At 65.0% G+C, this 19930-nt stretch carries 22 protein-coding genes; 9 read left to right on the forward strand and 13 right to left on the reverse strand.

Features of this window, described 5'->3' with window-relative positions; all coding sequences use genetic code 11:
* Window positions 1-218: 218 nt before the first annotated feature.
* The 8 genes from lptD to G7079_RS11685 all read left to right on the forward strand — a co-directional run bounded on the left by lptD (window position 219) and on the right by G7079_RS11685 (window position 8276).
* Entirely contained in the window at window positions 219-2612 is a 2394-nt protein-coding gene (gene lptD, locus G7079_RS11650; RefSeq protein WP_166057458.1) for an LPS assembly protein LptD, read from the forward strand.
* A complete protein-coding gene (locus G7079_RS11655) occupies window positions 2609-4024 on the forward strand; it encodes a peptidylprolyl isomerase (protein ID WP_166057459.1) in 1416 nt (471 codons plus the stop codon). The genes lptD and G7079_RS11655 overlap by 4 nt, the downstream gene beginning before the upstream one ends.
* A 13-nt stretch (window positions 4025-4037) precedes the next feature.
* Window positions 4038-5015 (forward strand): 4-hydroxythreonine-4-phosphate dehydrogenase PdxA, encoded by a 978-nt coding sequence (gene pdxA, locus G7079_RS11660; RefSeq protein WP_166057938.1) that lies wholly within the window; start codon window positions 4038-4040, stop codon window positions 5013-5015.
* 1 nt (window position 5016) lies between these two features.
* Window positions 5017-5355, forward strand: coding sequence for a tRNA-binding protein (locus G7079_RS11665; protein WP_166057460.1), 339 nt, complete (start codon window positions 5017-5019; stop codon window positions 5353-5355).
* 19 nt (window positions 5356-5374) lie between these two features.
* Entirely contained in the window at window positions 5375-6190 is an 816-nt protein-coding gene (rsmA, locus tag G7079_RS11670; protein WP_166057461.1) for a 16S rRNA (adenine(1518)-N(6)/adenine(1519)-N(6))-dimethyltransferase RsmA, read from the forward strand.
* 46 nt (window positions 6191-6236) lie between these two features.
* Window positions 6237-6617 carry a Co2+/Mg2+ efflux protein ApaG gene (gene apaG, locus G7079_RS11675; RefSeq protein WP_166057462.1) on the forward strand — a complete coding sequence of 127 codons (381 nt, stop codon included), beginning with the start codon at window positions 6237-6239 and terminating at the stop codon, window positions 6615-6617.
* Window positions 6618-6627: 10 nt separating this feature from the next.
* Window positions 6628-7530, forward strand: coding sequence for a symmetrical bis(5'-nucleosyl)-tetraphosphatase (locus G7079_RS11680; RefSeq protein ID WP_166057464.1), 903 nt, complete (start codon window positions 6628-6630; stop codon window positions 7528-7530).
* A gap of 113 nt (window positions 7531-7643) precedes the next feature.
* Complete coding sequence (locus G7079_RS11685; protein ID WP_166057465.1) at window positions 7644-8276, forward strand: Crp/Fnr family transcriptional regulator; 633 nt, start codon at window positions 7644-7646, stop codon at window positions 8274-8276.
* 160 nt (window positions 8277-8436) lie between these two features.
* Here G7079_RS11685 and G7079_RS11690 read toward each other — a convergent pair whose 3' ends face one another.
* The 13 genes from G7079_RS11690 to G7079_RS11750 form a co-directional block, all read right to left on the reverse strand.
* Window positions 8437-8928, reverse strand: coding sequence for a dihydrofolate reductase (locus tag G7079_RS11690; RefSeq protein WP_166057466.1), 492 nt, complete (start codon window positions 8926-8928; stop codon window positions 8437-8439).
* Window positions 8929-8947: 19 nt separating this feature from the next.
* A complete protein-coding gene (locus tag G7079_RS11695; protein WP_166057467.1) occupies window positions 8948-9742 on the reverse strand; it encodes a thymidylate synthase in 795 nt (264 codons plus the stop codon).
* The gene (gene lgt, locus G7079_RS11700; RefSeq protein ID WP_166057468.1) at window positions 9739-10662 is read right to left on the reverse strand and encodes a prolipoprotein diacylglyceryl transferase; all 924 of its coding nucleotides are present in this window, start codon (window positions 10660-10662) and stop codon (window positions 9739-9741) included. Before lgt ends, G7079_RS11695 begins: the two co-directional genes overlap by 4 nt.
* A 30-nt stretch (window positions 10663-10692) precedes the next feature.
* The gene (locus G7079_RS11705; RefSeq protein WP_166057469.1) at window positions 10693-11196 is read right to left on the reverse strand and encodes a TPM domain-containing protein; all 504 of its coding nucleotides are present in this window, start codon (window positions 11194-11196) and stop codon (window positions 10693-10695) included.
* Window positions 11196-12104 carry a TPM domain-containing protein gene (locus G7079_RS11710; RefSeq protein ID WP_166057939.1) on the reverse strand — a complete coding sequence of 303 codons (909 nt, stop codon included), beginning with the start codon at window positions 12102-12104 and terminating at the stop codon, window positions 11196-11198. Before G7079_RS11710 ends, G7079_RS11705 begins: the two co-directional genes overlap by 1 nt.
* Window positions 12105-12123: 19 nt before the next feature.
* Window positions 12124-12756, reverse strand: coding sequence for a LemA family protein (locus tag G7079_RS11715; RefSeq protein ID WP_166057470.1), 633 nt, complete (start codon window positions 12754-12756; stop codon window positions 12124-12126).
* A 76-nt stretch (window positions 12757-12832) separates the two neighbouring features.
* Window positions 12833-13582 carry a TerC family protein gene (locus G7079_RS11720; protein ID WP_166057471.1) on the reverse strand — a complete coding sequence of 250 codons (750 nt, stop codon included), beginning with the start codon at window positions 13580-13582 and terminating at the stop codon, window positions 12833-12835.
* A 15-nt stretch (window positions 13583-13597) separates the two neighbouring features.
* Entirely contained in the window at window positions 13598-13984 is a 387-nt protein-coding gene (locus tag G7079_RS11725; protein WP_166057472.1) for a diacylglycerol kinase, read from the reverse strand.
* 121 nt (window positions 13985-14105) lie between these two features.
* Complete coding sequence (locus tag G7079_RS11730) at window positions 14106-15341, reverse strand: ABC transporter permease (RefSeq protein WP_166057473.1); 1236 nt, start codon at window positions 15339-15341, stop codon at window positions 14106-14108.
* Window positions 15338-16054: an ABC transporter ATP-binding protein gene (locus G7079_RS11735; protein ID WP_166057474.1), complete on the reverse strand. Its 717-nt coding sequence runs from the start codon at window positions 16052-16054 to the stop codon at window positions 15338-15340. Before G7079_RS11735 ends, G7079_RS11730 begins: the two co-directional genes overlap by 4 nt.
* Window positions 16054-17619, reverse strand: a complete 1566-nt coding sequence (locus G7079_RS11740; RefSeq protein WP_166057475.1) for an efflux RND transporter periplasmic adaptor subunit — start codon at window positions 17617-17619, stop codon at window positions 16054-16056. Before G7079_RS11740 ends, G7079_RS11735 begins: the two co-directional genes overlap by 1 nt.
* 84 nt (window positions 17620-17703) lie before the next feature.
* On the reverse strand, window positions 17704-18726 hold the full coding sequence (locus G7079_RS11745; protein WP_166057476.1) for a HAMP domain-containing sensor histidine kinase: 1023 nt from the start codon (window positions 18724-18726) through the stop codon (window positions 17704-17706).
* Between the two features lie 45 nt (window positions 18727-18771).
* Window positions 18772-19482, reverse strand: a complete 711-nt coding sequence (locus G7079_RS11750) for a response regulator transcription factor (protein ID WP_166057477.1) — start codon at window positions 19480-19482, stop codon at window positions 18772-18774.
* 100 nt (window positions 19483-19582) lie between these two features.
* Between G7079_RS11750 and G7079_RS11755 the strand changes: the two genes are divergently transcribed.
* Window positions 19583-19924: a DMT family protein gene (locus G7079_RS11755; RefSeq protein ID WP_166057478.1), complete on the forward strand. Its 342-nt coding sequence runs from the start codon at window positions 19583-19585 to the stop codon at window positions 19922-19924.
* Window positions 19925-19930 lie beyond the last annotated feature (6 nt).

Raw genomic sequence — 19930 nt, forward strand, 5'->3', positions numbered from 1 at the left:
AATGGCGCTGCGCCGGTTATTCGGAATTCAGCCTTCTGCCATTCATCCTCAGCGCTACGGTCAGCCCGCGGGTGACAGGCGCTGCTTGGTCGCCACTTGCTTCCATGACCTCGGCTCGATCCAGAGCGAAAACCTGCGCAAGTCATGCGATTGCCACGGTTTGCCCGCATCGCGTGGTTCCGGCAAGCTAGCGGCCGGATTTTGTCACTGGATTCCCCGTGCGCCCAGCTCTGCGCCTGCTGCCGCTGCCCTTGTGCATCGCCTTCTCGCTTCAAGCCCGTGCTGCTGACGACATGCCCCTGAACTGGGGGCTGTGCCCGGTGCAGGACGTGGTCAAGCCCTTCGCCGAAGCACAGGCGGTGCCGGAAGGACTGAAGATCGACAACACGCAGGAGGCCACTGACATCGAGGGCGATGCCCTCTCGGGTACCGAGGACAATCCGGTTTTCAACGGCAACGTGACCCTGCGTCGCGGCAACCAGTTCATGGGTGCCGATGAACTGACCTACGACAAGCAGCAAGAGCACTACACCGCCGAAGGCAGCATCCGCTACCAGGGCGCGGGCCTGCGCATGACCGCCGCACGTGCGGAAGGCGACCAGGCGAAGGATGTGCATACCATCCACGATCTCGACTACCAATTGCTGTCGCAACGCGGCAACGGCGGCGCCGACAGCGTGACTCTCAGCGGCAACATCGGTTCGCTCCGGGGCGCCACTTATTCGACCTGTCCACCCGAAAGCCGCCACTGGGAACTGCGTGCGCGCCGGATCGATGTCGATACCGAAGACGGCATGGCGGTCGCGCATGGCGCTACCCTGCGTGTCGGCAAGGTGCCAGTGATCTATCTGCCCTGGTTCATGTTCCCGACCGATGAACGTCGCCGCACCGGCCTGCTGTTTCCGTCGATCTCGAACTCCAGCCGCAATGGCTTTGACTGGCGGCAGCCGATCTACCTGAACCTGGCACCGAACTATGACGTCACCCTCAGCCCGCGCCTGATGACCGAACGTGGCGTACAACTGGGCGCCCAGTTCCGCTATCTGGTTGAAGGTGGCACCGGTACTGTCGAAGGTACGTACATGCCGAACGACAAGCTGCGCGACCGCGACCGCAGCCTGTTCCACTACGGGGCGTTCCAGAACCTCGGCGCGAATTGGCAAGCGCGCGCGAACCTGAACTGGATCAGCGATACCCGCTATTACGAAGACTTCAACAATAGCCTGGACGGCCTCTCGCAGTTCACTGCGCACAGCGAAGTCGGTGTGTACGGTCGCGGCTATGGATGGGACGCGGGGTTCAGCGCCGACCATTGGCAATTGGCGGATTTCACCCTCACCGAAAACATCCTGCCCTACAACCGCATGCCCCGTGCCTATGTCCACTGGGAGCGATCACTGGGCTTGCGTTTCGTTGGCGGCGTGGATGCCGAGGCAGTGCGTTTCCAGCATTCGGTCTACGACGCCGGTTCGCGCCTGGACGTGAAACCCTGGATCAGCCTGCCGCTTGAAGGGGACAGCTGGTTCCTGCGCCCGATTGCGGCATTCCGGCATACCTCTTATCAACTGGATGGCGGGCTGGCCGACAGCATCGCCCGTAGTCGCGCAGTCGTGGCCGAGGAAGCGCTTGGGCGCTTCTGGACGACCGACACCGTTCCCACATCGGTGTGGCAGCCTTTGCTGCAACGCAAGCCCATAAGCAGCACCCCCGTACTCAGCCTTGATGCCGGCGTCTACTTCGACCGCGACACCCGAGTCAAAGGCAAGGACTACCTGCAGACCATCGAACCACGGCTGTACTACCTGCGGGTGCCGTACACCAACCAGGACGACATGCCGCTGTTCGACACCCAGCCGTTGACTTTCGGCTGGGGACAACTGTTCCGCGACAACCGCTATTCCGGTGCCGATCGTCAGGCCGATGCCAACCAACTCACCCTGGCGGTGAGCACGCGGATGATCCGCCAGTCCGACGGCCGCGAACGCTTCTCCGCCAGCCTGGGCCAGATCCGTTATTTCGACGAATCGCGGGTGCGCATCCCGGGCGAGCCGATCACCGAGAAGGGACGTTCCGCCTGGGTCGCAGATGCCAACTATGCGCCGACCGACCGCTGGACCTTCGGTGCCTCCTACCAATGGGATCCGAAAGCGAACAAGACCGACCTCGCCAGCGTGCGCGCCCGTTACCTGCTGCCGGACGACGGCGTGTTCAACCTCGGCTACCGCTACCGTCGCCAGGTGCTGGAACAGGCGGACATCTCCTTCCTGTACCCGATTTCGCCGAGCTGGAGCGTGGTCGGCCGCTACTACTACTCGATGTTCGACAACAAGGCACTGGAAACCCTGGCCGGCTTCCAGTGGGACAGCTGTTGTGTCGCCGTTCGGCTTGTGGGCCGCCGCTACGTGCACAATCGCGCCGGCGACCTCAGCAACGCCATCATGTTCGAAATCGAACTGAAGGGGCTGGGCTCCGCCGGCCAGGACACGCGCCGCGCCTTGCGTCGCGCCATCCTCGGCTACAATCGAGACGACCTGTATCTGGTGCCGCCGCAGACCGCCACGGGCCAGCCCACCCCGCCCGACATCGACACGGTTACCGACACCAGCCCATGAGCCCAGTCCTTTCCCGCGCCATCCTCGCCGTAGCCCTTGCCGGCCTGTTGCCCGCTGCCGGCGCACAGGCACAGACCTACGCCGCCGCCATGCCGATCGACCGCATCGCCGCCGTGGTGAACGAGGACGTGATCCTGCGCAGCGAGCTCGACCGCGCAGTGGCCAACATCCGGGCGCAGTACGCCGGCAAGGAAACCCAACTGCCGCCACAGGATGTACTGGAACGGCAAGTACTCGAACGCTTGGTGCTAATGCGCCTGCAGATCACCCGCGCCACCGATTCGGGTATTACCGCCAGCGACGAGGATCTGGAGCGCGCCGTTCAGGGCGTGGCCCAGCAGAACGGCATGACCGTGGACCAGCTCCGCGCGCAAATCACCAACGAGGGTATGTCGTTCGTCGAATTCCGCAACAACCTACGCGACGAAATCATCACCCAGAAACTGCGCCAGAGCTTCGCCCAGGGCCGCATCAACGTCAGCGAGGCCGAAGTCGATGCCGCGCTGGCCACCGCTTCGGCGACCGCCAGCCAGCAATTCCACCTGGCCCATATCCTGGTCGGCGTGCCCGACGGCGCCACACCGGAGCAACTGGCGACTGCGCAGAAGAAGATCGAAGGCGTGAAAGCGCTGCTCGACAAGGGCGAAATGACCTTCTCCGCTGCGGCCGTGCGCTATTCGGACAGCCCGAACGCACTGGAAGGCGGCGATCTTGGCTGGCGCGGACTCAACGAAATCCCGCCAGCCTTCGCCCAGACCATCCAGCAGATGCAGGCTGGCCAGATGATCGGCCCGATCCGCGGCCCCAGTGGCTTCCAGCTGCTGCAGCTGGTCGAGACCCGCAACCAGGCCGCCGGCAGCAGTGAGCAGGTCACCCAGTTCTCCGCGCGCCAGATCCTGGTCAAGATCGACGACAAGACCGATGACGCTACTGCAAAGGCCAAGGCCGAAACCTTGGCGGCGCGTATCGCTGGTGGCGCCGATTTCGCCAAACTGGCCGCCGAATCCTCCGATGACGACGCCACCAAGCGTCGCGGCGGCGACCTCGGCTGGTTCGGGGCTGACACCTATGGCAGCGCCTTTGGCATGCAGGTCGCGGCCCTGTCGGATGGCCAGAACTCCGCCCCGTTCAAGACCGACGCGGGCTGGGTGATCGTGCAACGCAGCGCCAGCCGCCAGGTCGCCGCCGGCAACGACAGCCTGCGTGCGCAAGTGCGCGAAACCATCGGCCGCCGCAAGTTGGAAGACGAATGGAACCGCTTCCTGCGCGAAATGCGCGGCGAGGCGTTCGTGGACGTGCGCGATGCCTCGGGCAATTCGACCACGCCCGTCCCGACCGGGACTGCACCGGCCGAGCGCCACAAAGCGACGCTGACTCCAGAACAAGAGCAGCAACGCGCCGGCGGTGGCTGATCGCGTCCCGTCGATGCGCCCGCGGCTGGCACTGGTGCCGGGCGAACCGGCGGGGATCGGCCCGGAACTGGTTGTCCGCGCCGTCCAGCAGGACTTCGATGTCGAACTGGTGATCTTCGGCGATGCCGCCGCGCTGCAGCGCGCGGCGACCACGCTGTCGCTGCCGATCGAATTGCATCGCGCCAGCCAAACACCCGCGTCGCCGCGCAGCATCGAAATCGTCGACATCCCGCACCCTGCCGAAGCCGTGTTCGGCTCACCCGATCCGCGCAACGCCGCTTCCGTCATCGAAGCCCTGACCCGCGCCGCGCGGGCTTGCATGGATGGCGACTGCGATGGTCTCGTCACCGGCCCGGTGCACAAGGGCATTGTCAACGACGGCGGTATCGCCTTCACCGGCACCACCGGCCTGTTGGCCGCACAGGCCGGCTGCGACGTGGTGATGATGCTGGCCAACGACATCGTCCGCGTCGCCCTGCTCACCGTGCACATGCCGTTGCGCAACGTCGCCGATGCGATCACGTCCGAATTACTGGAACGCACGCTCCGCATCGTCGATGACGCGTTGCGCCGCGATTTCGGCATCACGAATCCGAGCATCGCGGTACTCGGGCTGAACCCGCACGCGGGCGAGGCCGGCCATCTGGGCCGCGAGGAGCTCGACGTCATCGAACCTGCACTGGAACGCTTGCGTGGTGAAGGCATGCGCCTGGTCGGCCCGCTGCCCGCGGACACCGCCTTCTTGCCGGACAAGCTGCGCGGCTTCGATGCGGTGCTGGCGATGTATCACGACCAGGGGTTGCCGGTACTCAAGTACAGCGACTTCGCCAATGCAGTGAACATCAGCCTGGGCCTGCCCTACCTGCGCGTCGCGGTGGATCATGGCACTGCGCTGGATCTTGCAGGCAAGGGTGTTGCCGATCCCTCCAGCCTGTACGCCGCGATTCGAACCTGTACGCAACTCGTCGTGCGACGCCAACGGAATGTTTGAGATGCAGGAGATCGGCTGGGACGATTTCGCAAAGGTGGAGCTACGGGTTGGCCGCGTGCTCTCTGCGGAGGTGTTCGCACAGGCGCGCAAACCCGCCTATGTGCTGCAAGTCGATTTCGGCCCGGAACTCGGCATCCGCAAGTCGAGCGCGCAGATCACCGTTCACTACAAAACCGAAGAGCTGGTAGGCCGGCTGGTGGTCGCCGTGGTGAACTTCCCGAAGAAGCAGATCGGCCCACTGATGTCCGAATGCCTGGTGACCGGTTTCCACGATGCCGACGGCGCAGTGGCGCTGTGCGTGCCGGATCGCGACGTGCCGTTGGGCACGCGCCTGCTGTGAACAAGGAACGACGCACGCAATGAGTGGCTTCACCGAACCGGCCAAGAAACACCTTGGGCAGAACTTCCTTCACGACCACGGCGTGATCGCCAAGATCGTGCAGGCGGTGAACCCGCAACCGGGCGATGCCATCGTCGAGATCGGCCCAGGCCAGGGCGCGCTGACCTTTCCGTTGCTTAAGAAACACGGCGGGCTCACCGCGATCGAGTTCGACCGCGACCTGCACGCACCACTACAGGCCGCCGCACGCGAACACGGCATGCTGCGCCTGATCGAAGGCGACGTGCTCGGCGTGGATTTCACCGCACTGGCGGCGGAACTCGCACCTGCAGATGGACAAATCCGGCTGGTCGGCAACCTGCCCTACAACCTGAGTTCGCCGATCCTGTTCCACGCGCTGGATCACGCCGCATCGATCCGCGACATGCACTTCATGCTGCAGAAGGAAGTGGTGGAACGCATGGCGGCCGGCCCCGGCAGCAAGGTCTACGGGCGGCTCAGCGTGATGCTGCAGGCGTACTGCGCGGTGACGCCGTTGTTCATCGTGCCGCCGGGCGCGTTCCGGCCGGCGCCGAAGGTGGATTCGGCAGTCGTGCGGATGGTGCCGAAACCCGCGGACAAGATCGAAGTCGCCGACCATCGCAGTTTCGCCAACGTCGTCCGCGCCGCCTTCGGCCAGCGCCGCAAGACCCTGCGCAATGCGCTGAACGGCGTCGCCGACAGCCCGCAGATCGAAGCCGCCGGCCTGCGTCCGGATGCCCGCGCGGAACAGGTCGAAGTGGCTGGCTTCGTACGCCTGGCGAACCTGTTGGCCGGCCCTCCCACCGTCGGCTGAACGCATGTTGATGCGGCAGCGCGCGCGGCGCAGCTAGAATGCGCGCATGGGCAACACCAATTACATCTTCGACATCGACGTCGATACCCGCTTCCTGGACGACCAGTCCGCGCCGGAGGAAGGCCGCTTTGTCTTCGCCTACACCATCCATATCCGTAACGGCGGCAATGTCCCCGCGCGCCTGCTGCGTCGCCACTGGCTGATCACCGACGGCAACGGCAAGGTGCAGGAAGTGGAAGGGGAAGGCGTGGTCGGCGAGCAGCCTTGGCTGCGTCCGGGCGAAGGCTTCGAATACACCTCCGGCGCGGTGCTGGAAACCGATATCGGCACCATGCGCGGCAGCTACGACATCCTCGCCGACGACGGGACGCGCTTCGCGGCGCCGATCCCGGCGTTCACCCTGTCCGTGCCGCGCACGCTGCACTGAGGGCCGTGACGTGGCGACCTGGGCCATTGGCGACCTGCAAGGTTGCTACGACGTTACCCAGCGCCTGCTGGAGAAGCTGCGCTTCGATCCGGCGAACGATCGGCTGTGGTTCTGCGGCGACCTGGTCAACCGTGGCGGCCAGTCGATCGAAACCCTGCGCCTGGTGCATTCGCTGCGCGACGTGTCGCACGTGGTGCTGGGCAACCACGACCTGTCGCTGCTCGCCATCGGTGAACGTTCGCCGGACGAACAACGCAAGGTCAATCCGGACCTGCAAGGCGTGCTGTTCGCCGAGGACGCGCGCGAACTGCTGGATTGGCTACGCGGCAAGGAACTTGCGCATGTCGACCGCGAACTCGGCTGGATGATGGTGCACGCTGGCCTTGCGCCGAAGTGGACTACGCAACTGGCCGAGAAGCATGCGCGCGAGATCGAGGCCAAATTGCGCGGAGACAACTACCGCAAGCTGCTGAAGAACATGTACGGCGATGGCCCGGATTGGTCGCCGCGGCTCAACGGCCCGGAACGCGACCGCGCGATCATCAACATCTTCACCCGCATGCGCTATTGCAGCCCGCGCGGGCGCATCGCCTTCGAGCACAAGGGCGAACCCGGTAGCCAGCCGCCGGGCCTGTATCCGTGGTATTCGGTGCCCGGCCACGCCGCGCGCGACCTCAAGATCGTGTGCGGGCACTGGAGCACGCTGGGCCTGTTCATCGGCCATGGCGTGCATGCGATCGATACCGGCGCGGTGTGGAGCGGCAAGATGACCGCGATCCAACTAGACAGCGAAGACCTGCGCGTGGTGCAGGTGCCCGGACGCGACGTGCCCGCGCCCACGCCAAAACCCAGGCCGTCGAGGCAGCGGCAGCACAATCGTCCGCGTCGTGACCGGGATCAAGCCGTACGCTGAAATTCCGGTGCCGAGCGCATTCGAAGTAAATTTTTCACATCACATTGCGTAGGCGTCACCGCCATCATGCTCGCTGTGTAAGCGGCCCTACAGGCCCACGTTCCCGGCAGCAGATGGATCTAGACAAGCGTATCCCGCAGGAATTGCTCAGAAGGCTGCTGACGGCTGGCGACACCCGGCGCTATGCCGCTGGCGAAATCCTGTTCCATCAGGGCGACGCCTCCGACGCCCTCTACGTGCTGCTATCCGGGCGCCTGCGCGTGTATTCGGGCAACGCCAATGGGCGCGAAGTGGTTTACAACGTGCTTGAGCCCGGCGATACGCTTGGCGAACTGCTGCTGGATGGCGGCCCGCGCTCGGCCTCGGTACAGGCGGTGACCGAATCCGAATGCCTGGTGATCAAGAGCGACGCACTGCGCACCCTGATCCGCACCTACCCTGAACTGGCCGAACGGCTGATGCTTCGGCTGATCGCGCGCCTGCGCCATGCTACGCGCACCATCCACAGCCTGGCGCTGGACGGCGTGTTCGAACGGGTCACCACGCTGCTGGAAGAGAACGCGGTCGTCGACGGCGAGACGCGTCATGTGCCGGCGTACCTGACCCAGCAGGAAATCGCCAACAGGATCGGCGCCACCCGCGAGATGGTCAACCACGTGATGCAGCGGCTACGCCGTGACGGCTACATCTCGCGCAACGCGCAACGCCGCACGGCAATCCTCAAGCCGCTGCCCAAGCACGGCTAAACGGATTCCGCCACGCAAAAAAGAACAGGCATCGACCTCCTGTCGATGCCTGTTCGGATCACGCTGCCGCCGACCCTGGCTGCGGGGCGCATTGTGGTACACCGCACCCTCGGCAAAAAAGACAATATTTCACACTGACGAAGCGAGCAGCGGCGCTGGTTCAGATCCGCGCGTAATCCACGAACTCGAACATGAATGTGTGTGTCGCATCAACGGGATGCCTTTCCCGCGAAACGATGCGCCACCCATCCGGATCGAAACGCGGGAAGAACGCATCCGCACCTGCGACCACTGTATCGACCCAGGTCAGATGCATGCGCGTTGCCAAGGGCAACGTCAGCGCGAACACGTCGCCACCACCGATCACGCACAGCTCGCCGCCATCGAGTGCCGCGATAGCGAGCGCTTCGTCGATCGACGCCACTGCCTGCATGCCATCGAACGGCGTGCAACCGCTGCGGGTCAGCACCAGGTTGCGTCGCTTCGGCAGCGCGCGCCCGAGCGATTCGGCGGTCTTGCGCCCCATCAGCATCGGCTTGCCCAGCGTCAGCGCCTTGAAACGCTTGAGATCGTCCGGCAGATGCCATGGCAGGGCGTTGCCCTTGCCGATGGCGAAGTCGCGATCCAACGCGGCGATCAGCGAAACGTGCATTTGCGTTGCGATGCCGGCATCAGACCGCGACCGGCGCCTTGATCGCCGGCGATGGGTCGTAGCCTTCGATGGCGATGTCGTCGAAGCTGAAGCCGAAGATGTCGCGGATCTCGGGGTTGAGTTTCAGCGTGGGCAACGCGCGCGGCGTGCGTGACAGTTGCTCGCGCGCTTGTTCGTAGTGATTCGAGTACAGGTGGGCATCGCCCAGCGTGTGCACGAAGTCGCCGACCAGCAGGCCGCAGACCTGCGCCACCATGTGGGTCAGCAGCGCGTAGCTGGCGATGTTGAACGGCACGCCCAGGAAGATGTCGCCACTGCGCTGGTACAGCTGGCAGCTGAGCTTGCCGTCGGCCACGTAGAACTGGAACAGCGAGTGGCAGGGCATCAGCGCCATCTTCGGTAGTTCGGCCACGTTCCATGCGCTGACGATCAAGCGGCGCGAATCCGGGTTGCGCTTGATCTCGTCGATCAGCCAGGCGATCTGGTCGACGGTTTTGCCCTCCGCGCCCTCCCAACTACGCCACTGCTTGCCGTAGACCGGGCCAAGCTCGCCATTTTCATCGGCCCACTCGTCCCAGATGCTGACCTTGTTGTCCTTCAGGTAGGCGATGTTGGTGTCGCCCTGCAGAAACCACAGCAGCTCGTGGATGATCGCGCGCAGGTGCAGTTTCTTGGTGGTGACCAGCGGGAAACCTTCATTCAAATCGAAGCGCATCTGCCAGCCGAACACACTGCGCGTGCCAGTGCCGGTGCGATCGGCTTTCTCGGTGCCGTGCTCCAGCACGTGACGCAGCAAATCCAGGTACTGCTTCACTTCGCCGGCTCCGGTTTGACCGGCATCAGCGTCGGCGAGGAATGCGACTTCCAGCACCAGAACAGTCCCAGCAGGATCAACGGAATGCTCAGCACCTGCCCCATCGTCAGCCAGCCGAAGGCGAGGTAGCCGAGTTGCGCATCCGGTTCTCGCACGAATTCGACCAGGAAGCGGAAGCAGCCATAGAGCAGCGCGAACAGGCCGGCCACGGCATAGCGCGGGCGTGGCTTGCGCGAGTACCAGACCAGCACGCAGAACATCACCAAGCCTTCCAGCGTGGCCTGGTACAGCTGCGAGGGGTGCCGGGCGAAGCTGTCGAGCAGGCCGGCATCGAACTGCGCCTTCAACGTGGCCGCGTCCATCGAGGCGAACGGTTCCGGCAGCGAACGCGGGAATACTGCGCCCCAACCATCGAACGCCGTGCCCTGGGTGGGCTTGCCCCACAGCTCGCCGCCGATCCAGTTGCCGATGCGGCCGAAGCCGAGCCCCGCCGGCACCAGCGGGGCGACGAAATCGACGGTGTCGAAGAAGTGCAAATGCTGCTTGCGCGACCACCACCACACCGCCACCAGCACGCCGAGCAGGCCGCCATGGAAGCTCATGCCGCCTTCCCAGACCTTGAAGACCATCAATGGATTGGCGATGAAATCGGCGAAACCGTAGAACAGGATGTAACCGATGCGCCCGCCCAGCACCACGCCGAGCATGGCGTAGAACATCAAGTCGCCAAAGCCGTTTTCATCCACGCCCGGCAGGCGCCCGGCACGAATCCGGCGACGGCCCAGCCACCAGGCCACGAGGAACCCGAGCAGGTACATCAGGCCATACCAGTGCACTTGCGGATGCACGCTGCCCAGCAGCGGCAGGTTCCAGGTCCCGAGGTCGAGGGCGATGGGGTCGATCTGGTGTAGGTAAGGCATGTGCCTATTGTGCCGCAGCCGGCATGCGGGCTACAGGAAAACCGGTTGGTTCGGCAGTTCGTCTTCGTCCGCGCCGCCCGGCGACTGCGGGAAATGTTCGGCCATCAGGTCGCTAACCGAGTCGACGCCGGCGACCACTGCATCCGTGTATTCGCCCGCGCGCAGCCGCTCTTCCATCAGCAGGCAGACGCCGCGCCATTGTTCGTCGCTGACCAACCCGGCCAGGCCACGATCAGCCACGATCTCGATGCGATGGTCGGCCAGCAACAGGTACACCAGCACGCCATTGTTCGCGGCGGTATCCCACACGCGCAGGCGACCGAAGGCATCGAGCGCACGTGCACGCGCCTGCACACCGCGCAATACGTCGCGCACGTCCAGCCCACCTTCCACCGCGAAGCAGATTTCGCCGCGATGGCGCTTTTCACCCGCGGCGATCGCATCGGCGATGCGTTGCATGTCGGTCGCCGGGAAGCGCGCACGCGCATTGCCGGTGAACAGGTGGGTGAACAAGCGCTTGAGCGTACCGGCCATCACCAGCCCCCCGAGGCGCCACCGCCTCCGGATGAGCCACCACCACCAGACCATCCGCCACCGGAACTGCCGCCGCCCCAACCGCCACCGCTTCCGCCGCCCCAGCCACCACCGCCACTAAAACCGCCCCAGTCGCGTTGGCGTGCGTAACGACCGCCCCCTCCACCGCCGCCGGACACGATGCCGACGATGAAACCGATGAACGCGCCGAAGCCGCCCATGAACATGACCGAAGTCAGGAACAGGGCCGCCACGCCCGCCCCGCCGGCGCAGAGCAAGGCGCGCACGCCGGCCGGAAGCCCACCGAAAATGCTGCGCAGGAAGGAGGCAACGAAGAATGCGGCGACCAATGCGAACAGCCAATCGCCGCCGCGATCCGGACCGGTGGGGTGGCTTGCTTCCGGTTCGGGCAGCGGCTCGCCGTCGACCAGTTTCACCAGTTGCGCGGTGGCATCGAGGATCCCGCCAGCGTAATCGCCCTGGCGGAACTTCGGCACCATGTATTCCTGGATCACGCGGCCTGCGGTGATGTCCGGGATCGCGCCTTCCAGGCCGTAACCGACTTCGATCCGCACCTTGCGGTCGTCCTTGGCCACGACCAGCAGCAAGCCGTCATCGACGCCCTTGCGGCCGAGCTTGAATGATTCGAAGGCGCGCACCGCGTACTGCTCAATGGTTTCGGGCGCAGTGCTGGGGATGACCAGCACCTGCAGCTGGCTGCCCTTGCGCTGCTGCAAGGCCTGCGCCTGTTGCTCGAGTAGCTGCTTCGCGGTGGCATCCAGCGTGCCGGTGGTGTCAACCACAGGCGAACTGAACGTCGGGATCGCGGCCAGTTGCTGCGCCGCCGTCGCGAACGACAGGCAGAGCAGCAACAGGGCCAGCAGTGCGCGCGTGGCGAACCGCCGCATCATCGACGTGTGGTCGCGATCAGCCGTTGGTCGGTGCGGGAGCGGCCGGCGCCGCCGGTGCGGGCGCACCGAAGTCCACGTTCGGCGCGTTCTGGATCTGCGCTTCGTTCTCCACCGTGAAATTCGGCTTGGTCTTGTAGCCGAACACCATCGAAGTGAGGTTGACCGGGAACTGGCGGATGTAGGTGTTGTAGTCCTGCACCAGTTGGATGTAGCGACCCCGCGCCACGGTGATGCGGTTCTCGGTGCCCTCCAGCTGCGTTTGCAGGTTGAGGAAGGACGTGTCCGCCTTCAGGTTCGGGTAGTTCTCGGTCACCATCATCAACCTGCCGAGTGCCTGGCTCAGTTCGCCCTGCGCCGCCTGGTACTGCGCCAGCGAAGCGGCATCGTCGGCATTGACGTTGATCTGGCTGACCTTGGCGCGCGCCTCGGTCACCGCGGTCAGTACCTGCTGCTCGTGCGCGGCGTAACCCTTGACCGTGCTCACCAGGTTCGGGATCAGGTCGGCGCGGCGCTTGTACTGGTTCAGCACTTCGGACCAGCCGGCCTTGACCGCCTCGTCCTTGGACTGGATCTGGTTGTAGCCGCAGCCGCTCAGCGAGAGCGCAAGCACGAGCAGCAACACGCTTTGCAGCAACCGGGAACCGCGCATGGAATCTCTCCTGAAGATGAAAACGGGAAAACCGCGCTAGTGACGGGCAAGCACCGTTAAGCGGGCGTGCACGCGGCTACCACTCACCCGCGCCCGGAACCTTGTGCTTCAACGCATTGCGGCGCATGAGCAGGTTGAGCCACTCGACCAGCACCGAGAAACCCATCGCGAAATAGACATAGGGCCGCGGCACGTGCACGTTCAGGCCATCCAGTATCAGCACCACGCCGATCAGCAGGATGAAGGCCAATGCCAGCATCTTCACCGTGGGGTTGTCGTCGATGAACTTCCCCAAGGGGTTTGCCGCCAGCAGCATGATGCCCACCGCGGTGAGGATGGCGAACACCATGATCGGGATGTGCTGGGCCATGCCCACCGCAGTGATCACCGAATCCAGCGAGAACACGATGTCGATCACCGCGATCTGCGCGATCACCACCCAGAACACCGAGGATGTCTTGGTGGTGCGCGGATCGTCGTCGTCACCGCCGCCGATCAGGTCGCGGATCTCGAGCGAGCCCTTTACCAGCAGGAACGCGCCCCCAAGGATCAGCACCAGGTCACGGATCGAAATGCCAAGCCCGAACACGGTGAACAGGTCGTGCTCCATCCGTGCCAGGAACGCCAGCATCACCAGCAACATGATGCGGGTGATGCAGGCCACCGCGATGCCGATCTTTCGCGCGGCAGGCCGCCGGGCCTCCGGCAGGCGGCCGACCGCGATCGAGATGAATACCAGGTTATCGATGCCCAGCACGATCTCCAGCGCACTCAGCGTGACCAAGGTCAGCCACGCGTCAGGCGAGGCCAAGAAGCTCAGATCCATTCGATTTCCACCTTGTCAGCCTTGCAGGAGACGCGGCCCGAGGATCAGCGCCCACACTAAGATCACGTTCATCATCAACACGAACACCGCGGCCGAGCCCATGTCCTTGGCCCGACCGGCGAGTTCGTGGTGCTCGGCGCCGTAGCGCTCGATCACCGCTTCCATCGAGGAATTCATCAGCTCCATCGCCATCACCAGCAGGCAGCTGCCGATCAGCAACGCGCGCTCCACCCCGTTCGCACCCAGTCCCCAGCCAAGCGGGCCGAGCACCACGAACAGGCAGACTTCCAGACGGAAACTGGACTCGTGCAGCCAAGCAGAGCGCAAGCCCTTGAGCGACCAAACCGCAGCCCTCATCACCCCCGCTGGACCACGCGGAAGGTGGCCATAGATGTCAGCCATGCAGCGGCACTCGGAATTGGACGGACACGGCGAAAAAAGGTTGCGGCATAGCCTCGGATTTTGCCACAAGGGCCCTGTCGCCGCCCGTATCGGCGGCGACAGGGTGCCGCGCGCTGTCGAATCACTGCTGTCGCAGCGCCTCGATCGGATCCAGCAGCGAGGCCTTGCGTGCCGGGTAATAGCCGAAGAACAGGCCGGTGCCGATCGAAAACGCCGCCGCCAGCATCACTACTTGCGCGTTCAGCTGCACTGGCAGGTTGCCCAGCTTGCCGACGATCAGGGCACCGACCACGCCGATCGCGATGCCGATCACGCCGCCGATCAGCGAGATCAGCATGGCCTCGGCCAGGAACTGCCGGCGCACGTCGCTCGGGCCCGCGCCGACCGCCATGCGCAGGCCGATCTCGCGGATGCGCTCGGTCACCGACACCAGCATGATGTTCATGATGCCGATGCCGCCGATGATCAGGCAGATGCCGGCCACCGCGCCGAGCAACTTCGACATCAGGTTGGTGGTGGCGGTACGAGTGGCGACGATCTGGCTGATGTTGCGCACGCTGAAGTCGTCCTCCGCGCCCGGTTCGATCTTGTGGCGCTGGCGTAGCAGGGCTTCGATCTCGCTTTGCGCGCTGCCCAGGTTGCGGGCGTCGTCGATGCCCACCGAAATCTGCTGCACCGCGCCCGGCGGCATGGATTGCGAATTCGACAGGCGCCGGCGCGCGGTTTCCAGCGGCACCACCACCATGTCGTCCTGGTCCTGGCCGAAACCACCCTGCCCCTTCGACTTCAACGTGCCCACCACGGTGAACGGCACGCGCCCCAGCCGCACGGTCTGGCCGATGCCGCTGTCCTCGCCGAACAAGGTCTTGCGCACGGTCTCGCCGAGGATCACCGGCTTGGCGCTGCCCGCGTAATCGTTGGCCTGGAAGCCTTCGCCCTCGGCGATCTGCCAGTCGTTGATCGCGAACCAGTCGTCCTGCACGCCCTGCCAACTGGTCGAGGCGTTGTTCTCGGCGAACACCGCCTGCGTGCTGCCGCGCAAGGAACCGGAAGCGTATTGCACACTCGGGACTTCGGTGCGGATGGCTTCGACATCGCCATCGTTCAGGCTCCAGCGACTGCCCTGGGCCATGCGCGCGCCGCCCGGGCCCATGCCGCCGGCGCCGCCGATGTCCAGCCGCTGCGAACCCAGGCCGGACACCATCTTGTCGATCTCGGCCTGGGTGCCCTGGCCGATCGAGACCATCACGATCACCGCAGCGATGCCGATGATCACGCCCAGCGAGGTCAGCGCGCTGCGCATCCAGTTGCCGCGCAGCGCGAAAAAAGCGGTGCGCAGGATGTCGAGGAAGGTCATGCCGCGGCCTCCGCGTCGATTTGCGCATGTAGGTCGCCGTCGTGCATCACGTAGGTGCGGTCGGCGTGCTCGGCCACATGCGCATCGTGGGTGATCAGGATCACGGTGTGGCCGTCGTCGCGCAGGCGCTTGAACAGGGCCAGGATTTCCTCGCCGGTCTTGCTGTCCAGCGCGCCGGTGGGTTCGTCCGCGAGCAGGATCGGCGGATTGTTCACCAGCGCGCGGGCGATCGCCACGCGCTGCTGCTGGCCGCCGGACAATTCGTTCGGACGATGACCGGCGCGTTCGGCCAACCCCACCGAGGCCAGCGCTTCCAGCGCACGTGCGCGACGCTCGGCGTGTGGCACGCGCGCATAACCCAGCGGCATCGCCACATTGTCGGTCGCGTCCATCCGCGGCAGCAGGTGGAAGCCCTGGAACACGAAGCCGATCTTGTCGCGGCGCAGGGTGGCCAGTTCTTCCTTGTCCAAGGTGGATACATCCACGCCATCGCAGTAATACTTGCCCGCGCTCGGCGTATCCAGGCCGCCGATCAGGTTCATCAGGGTCGATTTGCCGGAACCGGACGGCCCCATGATGGCGACGAATTCACCACGGCCGATGACCAGGTCGACGCTCTTCAGCGCCACCACTTCCGCCTCGGTGCCGGCGGAATACACCTTGCCCAGGCCTTCGGTGCGGATCACCGGAACCGGTTCGGAACCGGCCGCCATCACTTGCTCTCCGTCGCAGCACGTTCTCCGGAAATGATCAGGTCGCCCTCGGCGATCTCGCGCCCGGAGACTTCGGTATTGGTGCCATCACTAGCGCCGACGCGTGCCATCACCGCGGCCGGCTTGCCATCGACCAGTTTGTAGACGGTGACCCGCTTGGCGCTGAGCTGCGCTTCCAGCGCCGAACTCCAGGTGGCGCGCTGGGCATCGTCCAGCGTCGCGGTAAACGCAGCGAACTGCTGGTTGAAGCGGTCACGCATGCGCGAGCGCATCTGCGCCTGCATGCTGGCGTCCGGCGCGCGGCCACTGCGCTGTGGGCCACCCGGACCGCCGCCGAACAAACGACTGCCGCCTTGCTGGCCGTTCTGGCCACCTTGCGCTTGCGCCATGCGTTCGGCCTGGCGCTTCTGCATGTCCTGCAAGCCGGCATCGAAGGCCGCTTGCTGCGCTGGGTTGAGCTTCATGCTGGCAGCGAGTGCCTGCAGGTCTTCGGCCATGCCCGCGTTGCCGCGCGCACCGCCTTGCGCCGCGCCCTGCGCCTGCCCCGGGCCAGCCGGTTGCAGTTCGGCCAGCGGCGAGCCCTCGGCCGGCTTGAAGCGCAATGCCGCGTTGGCCAGGGTCAGTACGTTACTGCGCTTGCTGACTTCGATCTCCGCGTTCACGGTCAGGCCCGGCAGCAAGGTGCCGTCGCTGTTGTCGACGGTCACCACCACCGGATAGGTGACCACATTGTTTGAGGTGGTCGCGGACAGGCGCACCTGGTCGACCACGCCCTTGAACTGACGGTCGGGGAACGCATCCGCGTTGAAGCTGACCGACTGGCCCACCTTGACTTGGCCGATGTCGGATTCATCGACCGCCAGTTCGATCTTCATCTTCGCTAGGTCTTCGGCGATGGTGAACAACTCCGGCGCGGACAGGCTGGCGGCCACGGTCTGGCCGGGCTCGATGGTGCGGGTCAACACCACGCCATCCACCGGCGAGCGGATCACCGTGCGCTGCAGGTTGACGCGGGTGGTCTGGGTCGATGCGGTCTGCTGGCGGATCTGCGCCTGCGCCGAGTTCACCTGTGCCTGCGCCTGTTCCAGCGACGCGCGTGCCAGGTCGACATCGCTCTTGCTGACCAGCTGTTGCCGGCCCAGGTCCGCCTTGCGGTTGTAGTCCAGCTGCGCATTGCGCAGGCCAGCCTGCGCCTGCCGCAGCGACGCCTGCGCGCTGGCGATCTGCGCGGAGCCTTGCTCGATCTGCGCCTGGTAGGTGGAGGCGTCGATCGTGGCCAGCACCTGGCCTTTCTTCACCTGGTCATTGAAATCAACCAGCACCTCGGTGATCTGGCCGGAGACCTGGCTGCCCACGGTGACCGTGGAGATCGCGCTGAGGGTCCCCGTGGAAGAAATCGCCACGCGGATGTCGCCGCGCTGGACGGTTTCGGTGCGGTAGCCACCTTCGGCATCCGCGTTCCGGTGCTTGTAGAAATACCAACCGCCACCCAGCACGGCGAGCACCACGGCAGCGACGGCGATGTTGCGGACGGGAAAGGCAGAACGACGACGGGGCTGGCTCATGCGTGGGGAAGGTCTTCGGCAAAGGAGTGGGAACGCGCGAACACGCGCCCGGTTGACAGGCCGATCTCGACCCAGGGATTCGGCTCAATCCCGGGAGATGCCGGTACCGAACAGGATAGCCGCATGCGTGCCTTCGCCCGGGGTACTGGCAAGCTGCAGCGGCCAGCGGCAACGCTGGCCAAGCCGATGCGCGATCGACAGGCCAAGGCCGGACCCCGGGGGGTGTTCGAGGTTGGCGCGATAAAAGGGTTCGAATGCACGGGCCAGCGCCGCCGCATCCATGCCGATGCCGGTGTCGACGACCTCGACCCGATCCGCGGACAGGCGCACCCCGATCCGTCCCTCGTCGGTAAAACGCACGGCATTGTTGAGCAGGCTGCCCAGCATCACTCCCAGCACCCGCGGCGGCGCATGCAGCTGCGGATCGGCATCGGCCTGCCAATCCAGGGCCAGCCCCTTGGCTTCGAGCAAAGGCCGTACTCGCTCGATTTCCTGCTCGACGACATCGCGTACCGCGAAATCCTCGGTCTCCTGCGCCACGTCTTCATCGCGGGCCAGCAATAGCAGCGCATCCATCAGCGATTCCATCTCCGCATTCGCCCCGCGGATGCGTGCCAGCGAGCGCCGCGAACGATCAGACAACCCCGGATCGTGCGCGATCAAGTCGGCGGCCACCCGGATCACGGTCAAGGGCGTGCGCAGTTCGTGGCTGGCATCGCGGGTGAAATCGTGCTCGCGGGCGATGTACGCCTCCATCCGCTGTCCCAACCCGTGCAGGGCATCGGCCATCTTGCGGGTGTCGCCCTGCACCGATTCAGGAATGCGCTCCGGCGCCAGCGCTCGCATGTCCGGACGTTGCGGATCCCAGCGCGAGACTTCCTGCAACAGCCACTCCATCGGTGCCAGCACCCGGCGAGTCGTGCGATAGGTGAGCCAGGTCACCGCGACGATCGCGACCAGCGACAGACCGATCGCCGCCACGGTGACCGGCTGCACGGGCTCGCCGTTCACGATCTCGATGCCGAGCATGCACAGCACCACGACCAGGCAGACGATCGCCACCTGCAGCAGGAACACGACCCGGATGTCGCGCCACGAAGACGGCATGTCAATGGCGCCGTGTCAGTCCGGCAGGAATCCTGGCCCGGTATGTCATCCCAGCTGCCCGCTGATGTCCGCGATGCGATAGCCGGCACTCTGCACGGTATGCAACAACGGGCGGTCGAACGGTTTGTCGATCACCTTGCGCAGGTTGTACAAGTGGCTGCGCAAGGTGTCCGAATCCGGCAGGCCATTGCCCCAGATCTCGCGCTCGATCTCCTGCCGGCTGACCACCCGCGGCGACTCGCGCATCAGGATGGTGAGCAGGCGCAAGCCAATCGGCGAGAGCTGCAATTCGTTGCCGCCACGCGTAGCGCGCAGCGAGGCCGGGTCCAGCACCAAGTCCGCCACTTTCAGCACTTCGGAACCGACCTGCCTCCGCTCGCGACGGATCAGCGCGCGCAGCCGGGCCTCCAGTTCCTGGATCGCAAAGGGCTTGGTCAGGTAATCATCCGCGCCCGAGGACAGGCCGGTGAGCTTTTCATCCAGCGTGTCGCGCGCGGTCAGCATCAGCACCGGGGTGGATTTGCGCGCTTCGTTGCGCAAGCGCTTGCACACTTCGATGCCGTCCAGCCGCGGCAGCATCAGGTCCAGCACGACCACGTCGTAATTGTTCTCCGCCGCCAACCGATAGCCGTCAAGGCCATCGGCGGCGTAATCGACCTCAAAGCCCTTGCTCTCGAGGTATTCACCGACCATCTCGGAAATATTGCGGTTGTCCTCGACGATCAAAACCAATCCAGCCTGTTCCTGGCTACGCATTGATGGCCTCTCCAGGCTCTTCAGCTTTGTGAAAGATGCCGGCCACGAAGTGGATGCAACGTGAAGGACTACGCTATCGCACCTTCAAGAGTGAACTGCCATGCCCTACGAACGCGTCCTGCCGCCATTGTTGCTGGTGCTGTCCAACGTCTTCATGACCTTCGCTTGGTACGCGCACCTGAAGTTCAAGGAAGTCGCGTTGTGGAAGGTGATCCTGGTCAGCTGGGGCATCGCCTTCTTCGAATATCTGCTGATGATCCCGGCCAACCGCATGGGTTCGGCGCTCTACAGCGCGCCGCAGCTGAAGGGCATGCAGGAGGTGATCACGCTGCTGGTGTTCGCCGGGTTCTCGGCCTGGTACCTGGGGCAGCCCTTGAAGTGGAACCACTGGGCCGGCTTCGCCATGATCGCGGTGGCGGCGTGGCTGATCTTCCTGGACTGAGCCTGA

The sequence above is a fragment of the Thermomonas sp. HDW16 genome (genome assembly GCF_011302915.1).
Classification (GTDB): Bacteria; Pseudomonadota; Gammaproteobacteria; order Xanthomonadales; family Xanthomonadaceae; genus Thermomonas.

Coding starts and splice junctions, on each gene's coding strand:
- G7079_RS11655 (WP_166057459.1), top strand. CDS start 2,609: ATGAGCCCAGTCCTTTCCCGCGCCATCCTCGCCGTAGCCCTTGCCGGC.
- pdxA (WP_166057938.1), top strand. CDS start 4,038: ATGCGCCCGCGGCTGGCACTGGTGCCGGGCGAACCGGCGGGGATCGGC.
- G7079_RS11665 (WP_166057460.1), top strand. CDS start 5,017: ATGCAGGAGATCGGCTGGGACGATTTCGCAAAGGTGGAGCTACGGGTT.
- rsmA (WP_166057461.1), top strand. CDS start 5,375: ATGAGTGGCTTCACCGAACCGGCCAAGAAACACCTTGGGCAGAACTTC.
- apaG (WP_166057462.1), top strand. CDS start 6,237: ATGGGCAACACCAATTACATCTTCGACATCGACGTCGATACCCGCTTC.
- G7079_RS11685 (WP_166057465.1), top strand. CDS start 7,644: ATGGATCTAGACAAGCGTATCCCGCAGGAATTGCTCAGAAGGCTGCTG.
- G7079_RS11690 (WP_166057466.1), bottom strand. CDS start 8,928: ATGCACGTTTCGCTGATCGCCGCGTTGGATCGCGACTTCGCCATCGGC.
- lgt (WP_166057468.1), bottom strand. CDS start 10,662: ATGCCTTACCTACACCAGATCGACCCCATCGCCCTCGACCTCGGGACC.
- G7079_RS11705 (WP_166057469.1), bottom strand. CDS start 11,196: ATGGCCGGTACGCTCAAGCGCTTGTTCACCCACCTGTTCACCGGCAAT.
- G7079_RS11710 (WP_166057939.1), bottom strand. CDS start 12,104: ATGCGGCGGTTCGCCACGCGCGCACTGCTGGCCCTGTTGCTGCTCTGC.
- G7079_RS11715 (WP_166057470.1), bottom strand. CDS start 12,756: ATGCGCGGTTCCCGGTTGCTGCAAAGCGTGTTGCTGCTCGTGCTTGCG.
- G7079_RS11720 (WP_166057471.1), bottom strand. CDS start 13,582: ATGGATCTGAGCTTCTTGGCCTCGCCTGACGCGTGGCTGACCTTGGTC.
- G7079_RS11725 (WP_166057472.1), bottom strand. CDS start 13,984: ATGGCTGACATCTATGGCCACCTTCCGCGTGGTCCAGCGGGGGTGATG.
- G7079_RS11730 (WP_166057473.1), bottom strand. CDS start 15,341: ATGACCTTCCTCGACATCCTGCGCACCGCTTTTTTCGCGCTGCGCGGC.
- G7079_RS11735 (WP_166057474.1), bottom strand. CDS start 16,054: ATGGCGGCCGGTTCCGAACCGGTTCCGGTGATCCGCACCGAAGGCCTG.
- G7079_RS11740 (WP_166057475.1), bottom strand. CDS start 17,619: ATGAGCCAGCCCCGTCGTCGTTCTGCCTTTCCCGTCCGCAACATCGCC.
- G7079_RS11745 (WP_166057476.1), bottom strand. CDS start 18,726: ATGCCGTCTTCGTGGCGCGACATCCGGGTCGTGTTCCTGCTGCAGGTG.
- G7079_RS11750 (WP_166057477.1), bottom strand. CDS start 19,482: ATGCGTAGCCAGGAACAGGCTGGATTGGTTTTGATCGTCGAGGACAAC.
- G7079_RS11755 (WP_166057478.1), top strand. CDS start 19,583: ATGCCCTACGAACGCGTCCTGCCGCCATTGTTGCTGGTGCTGTCCAAC.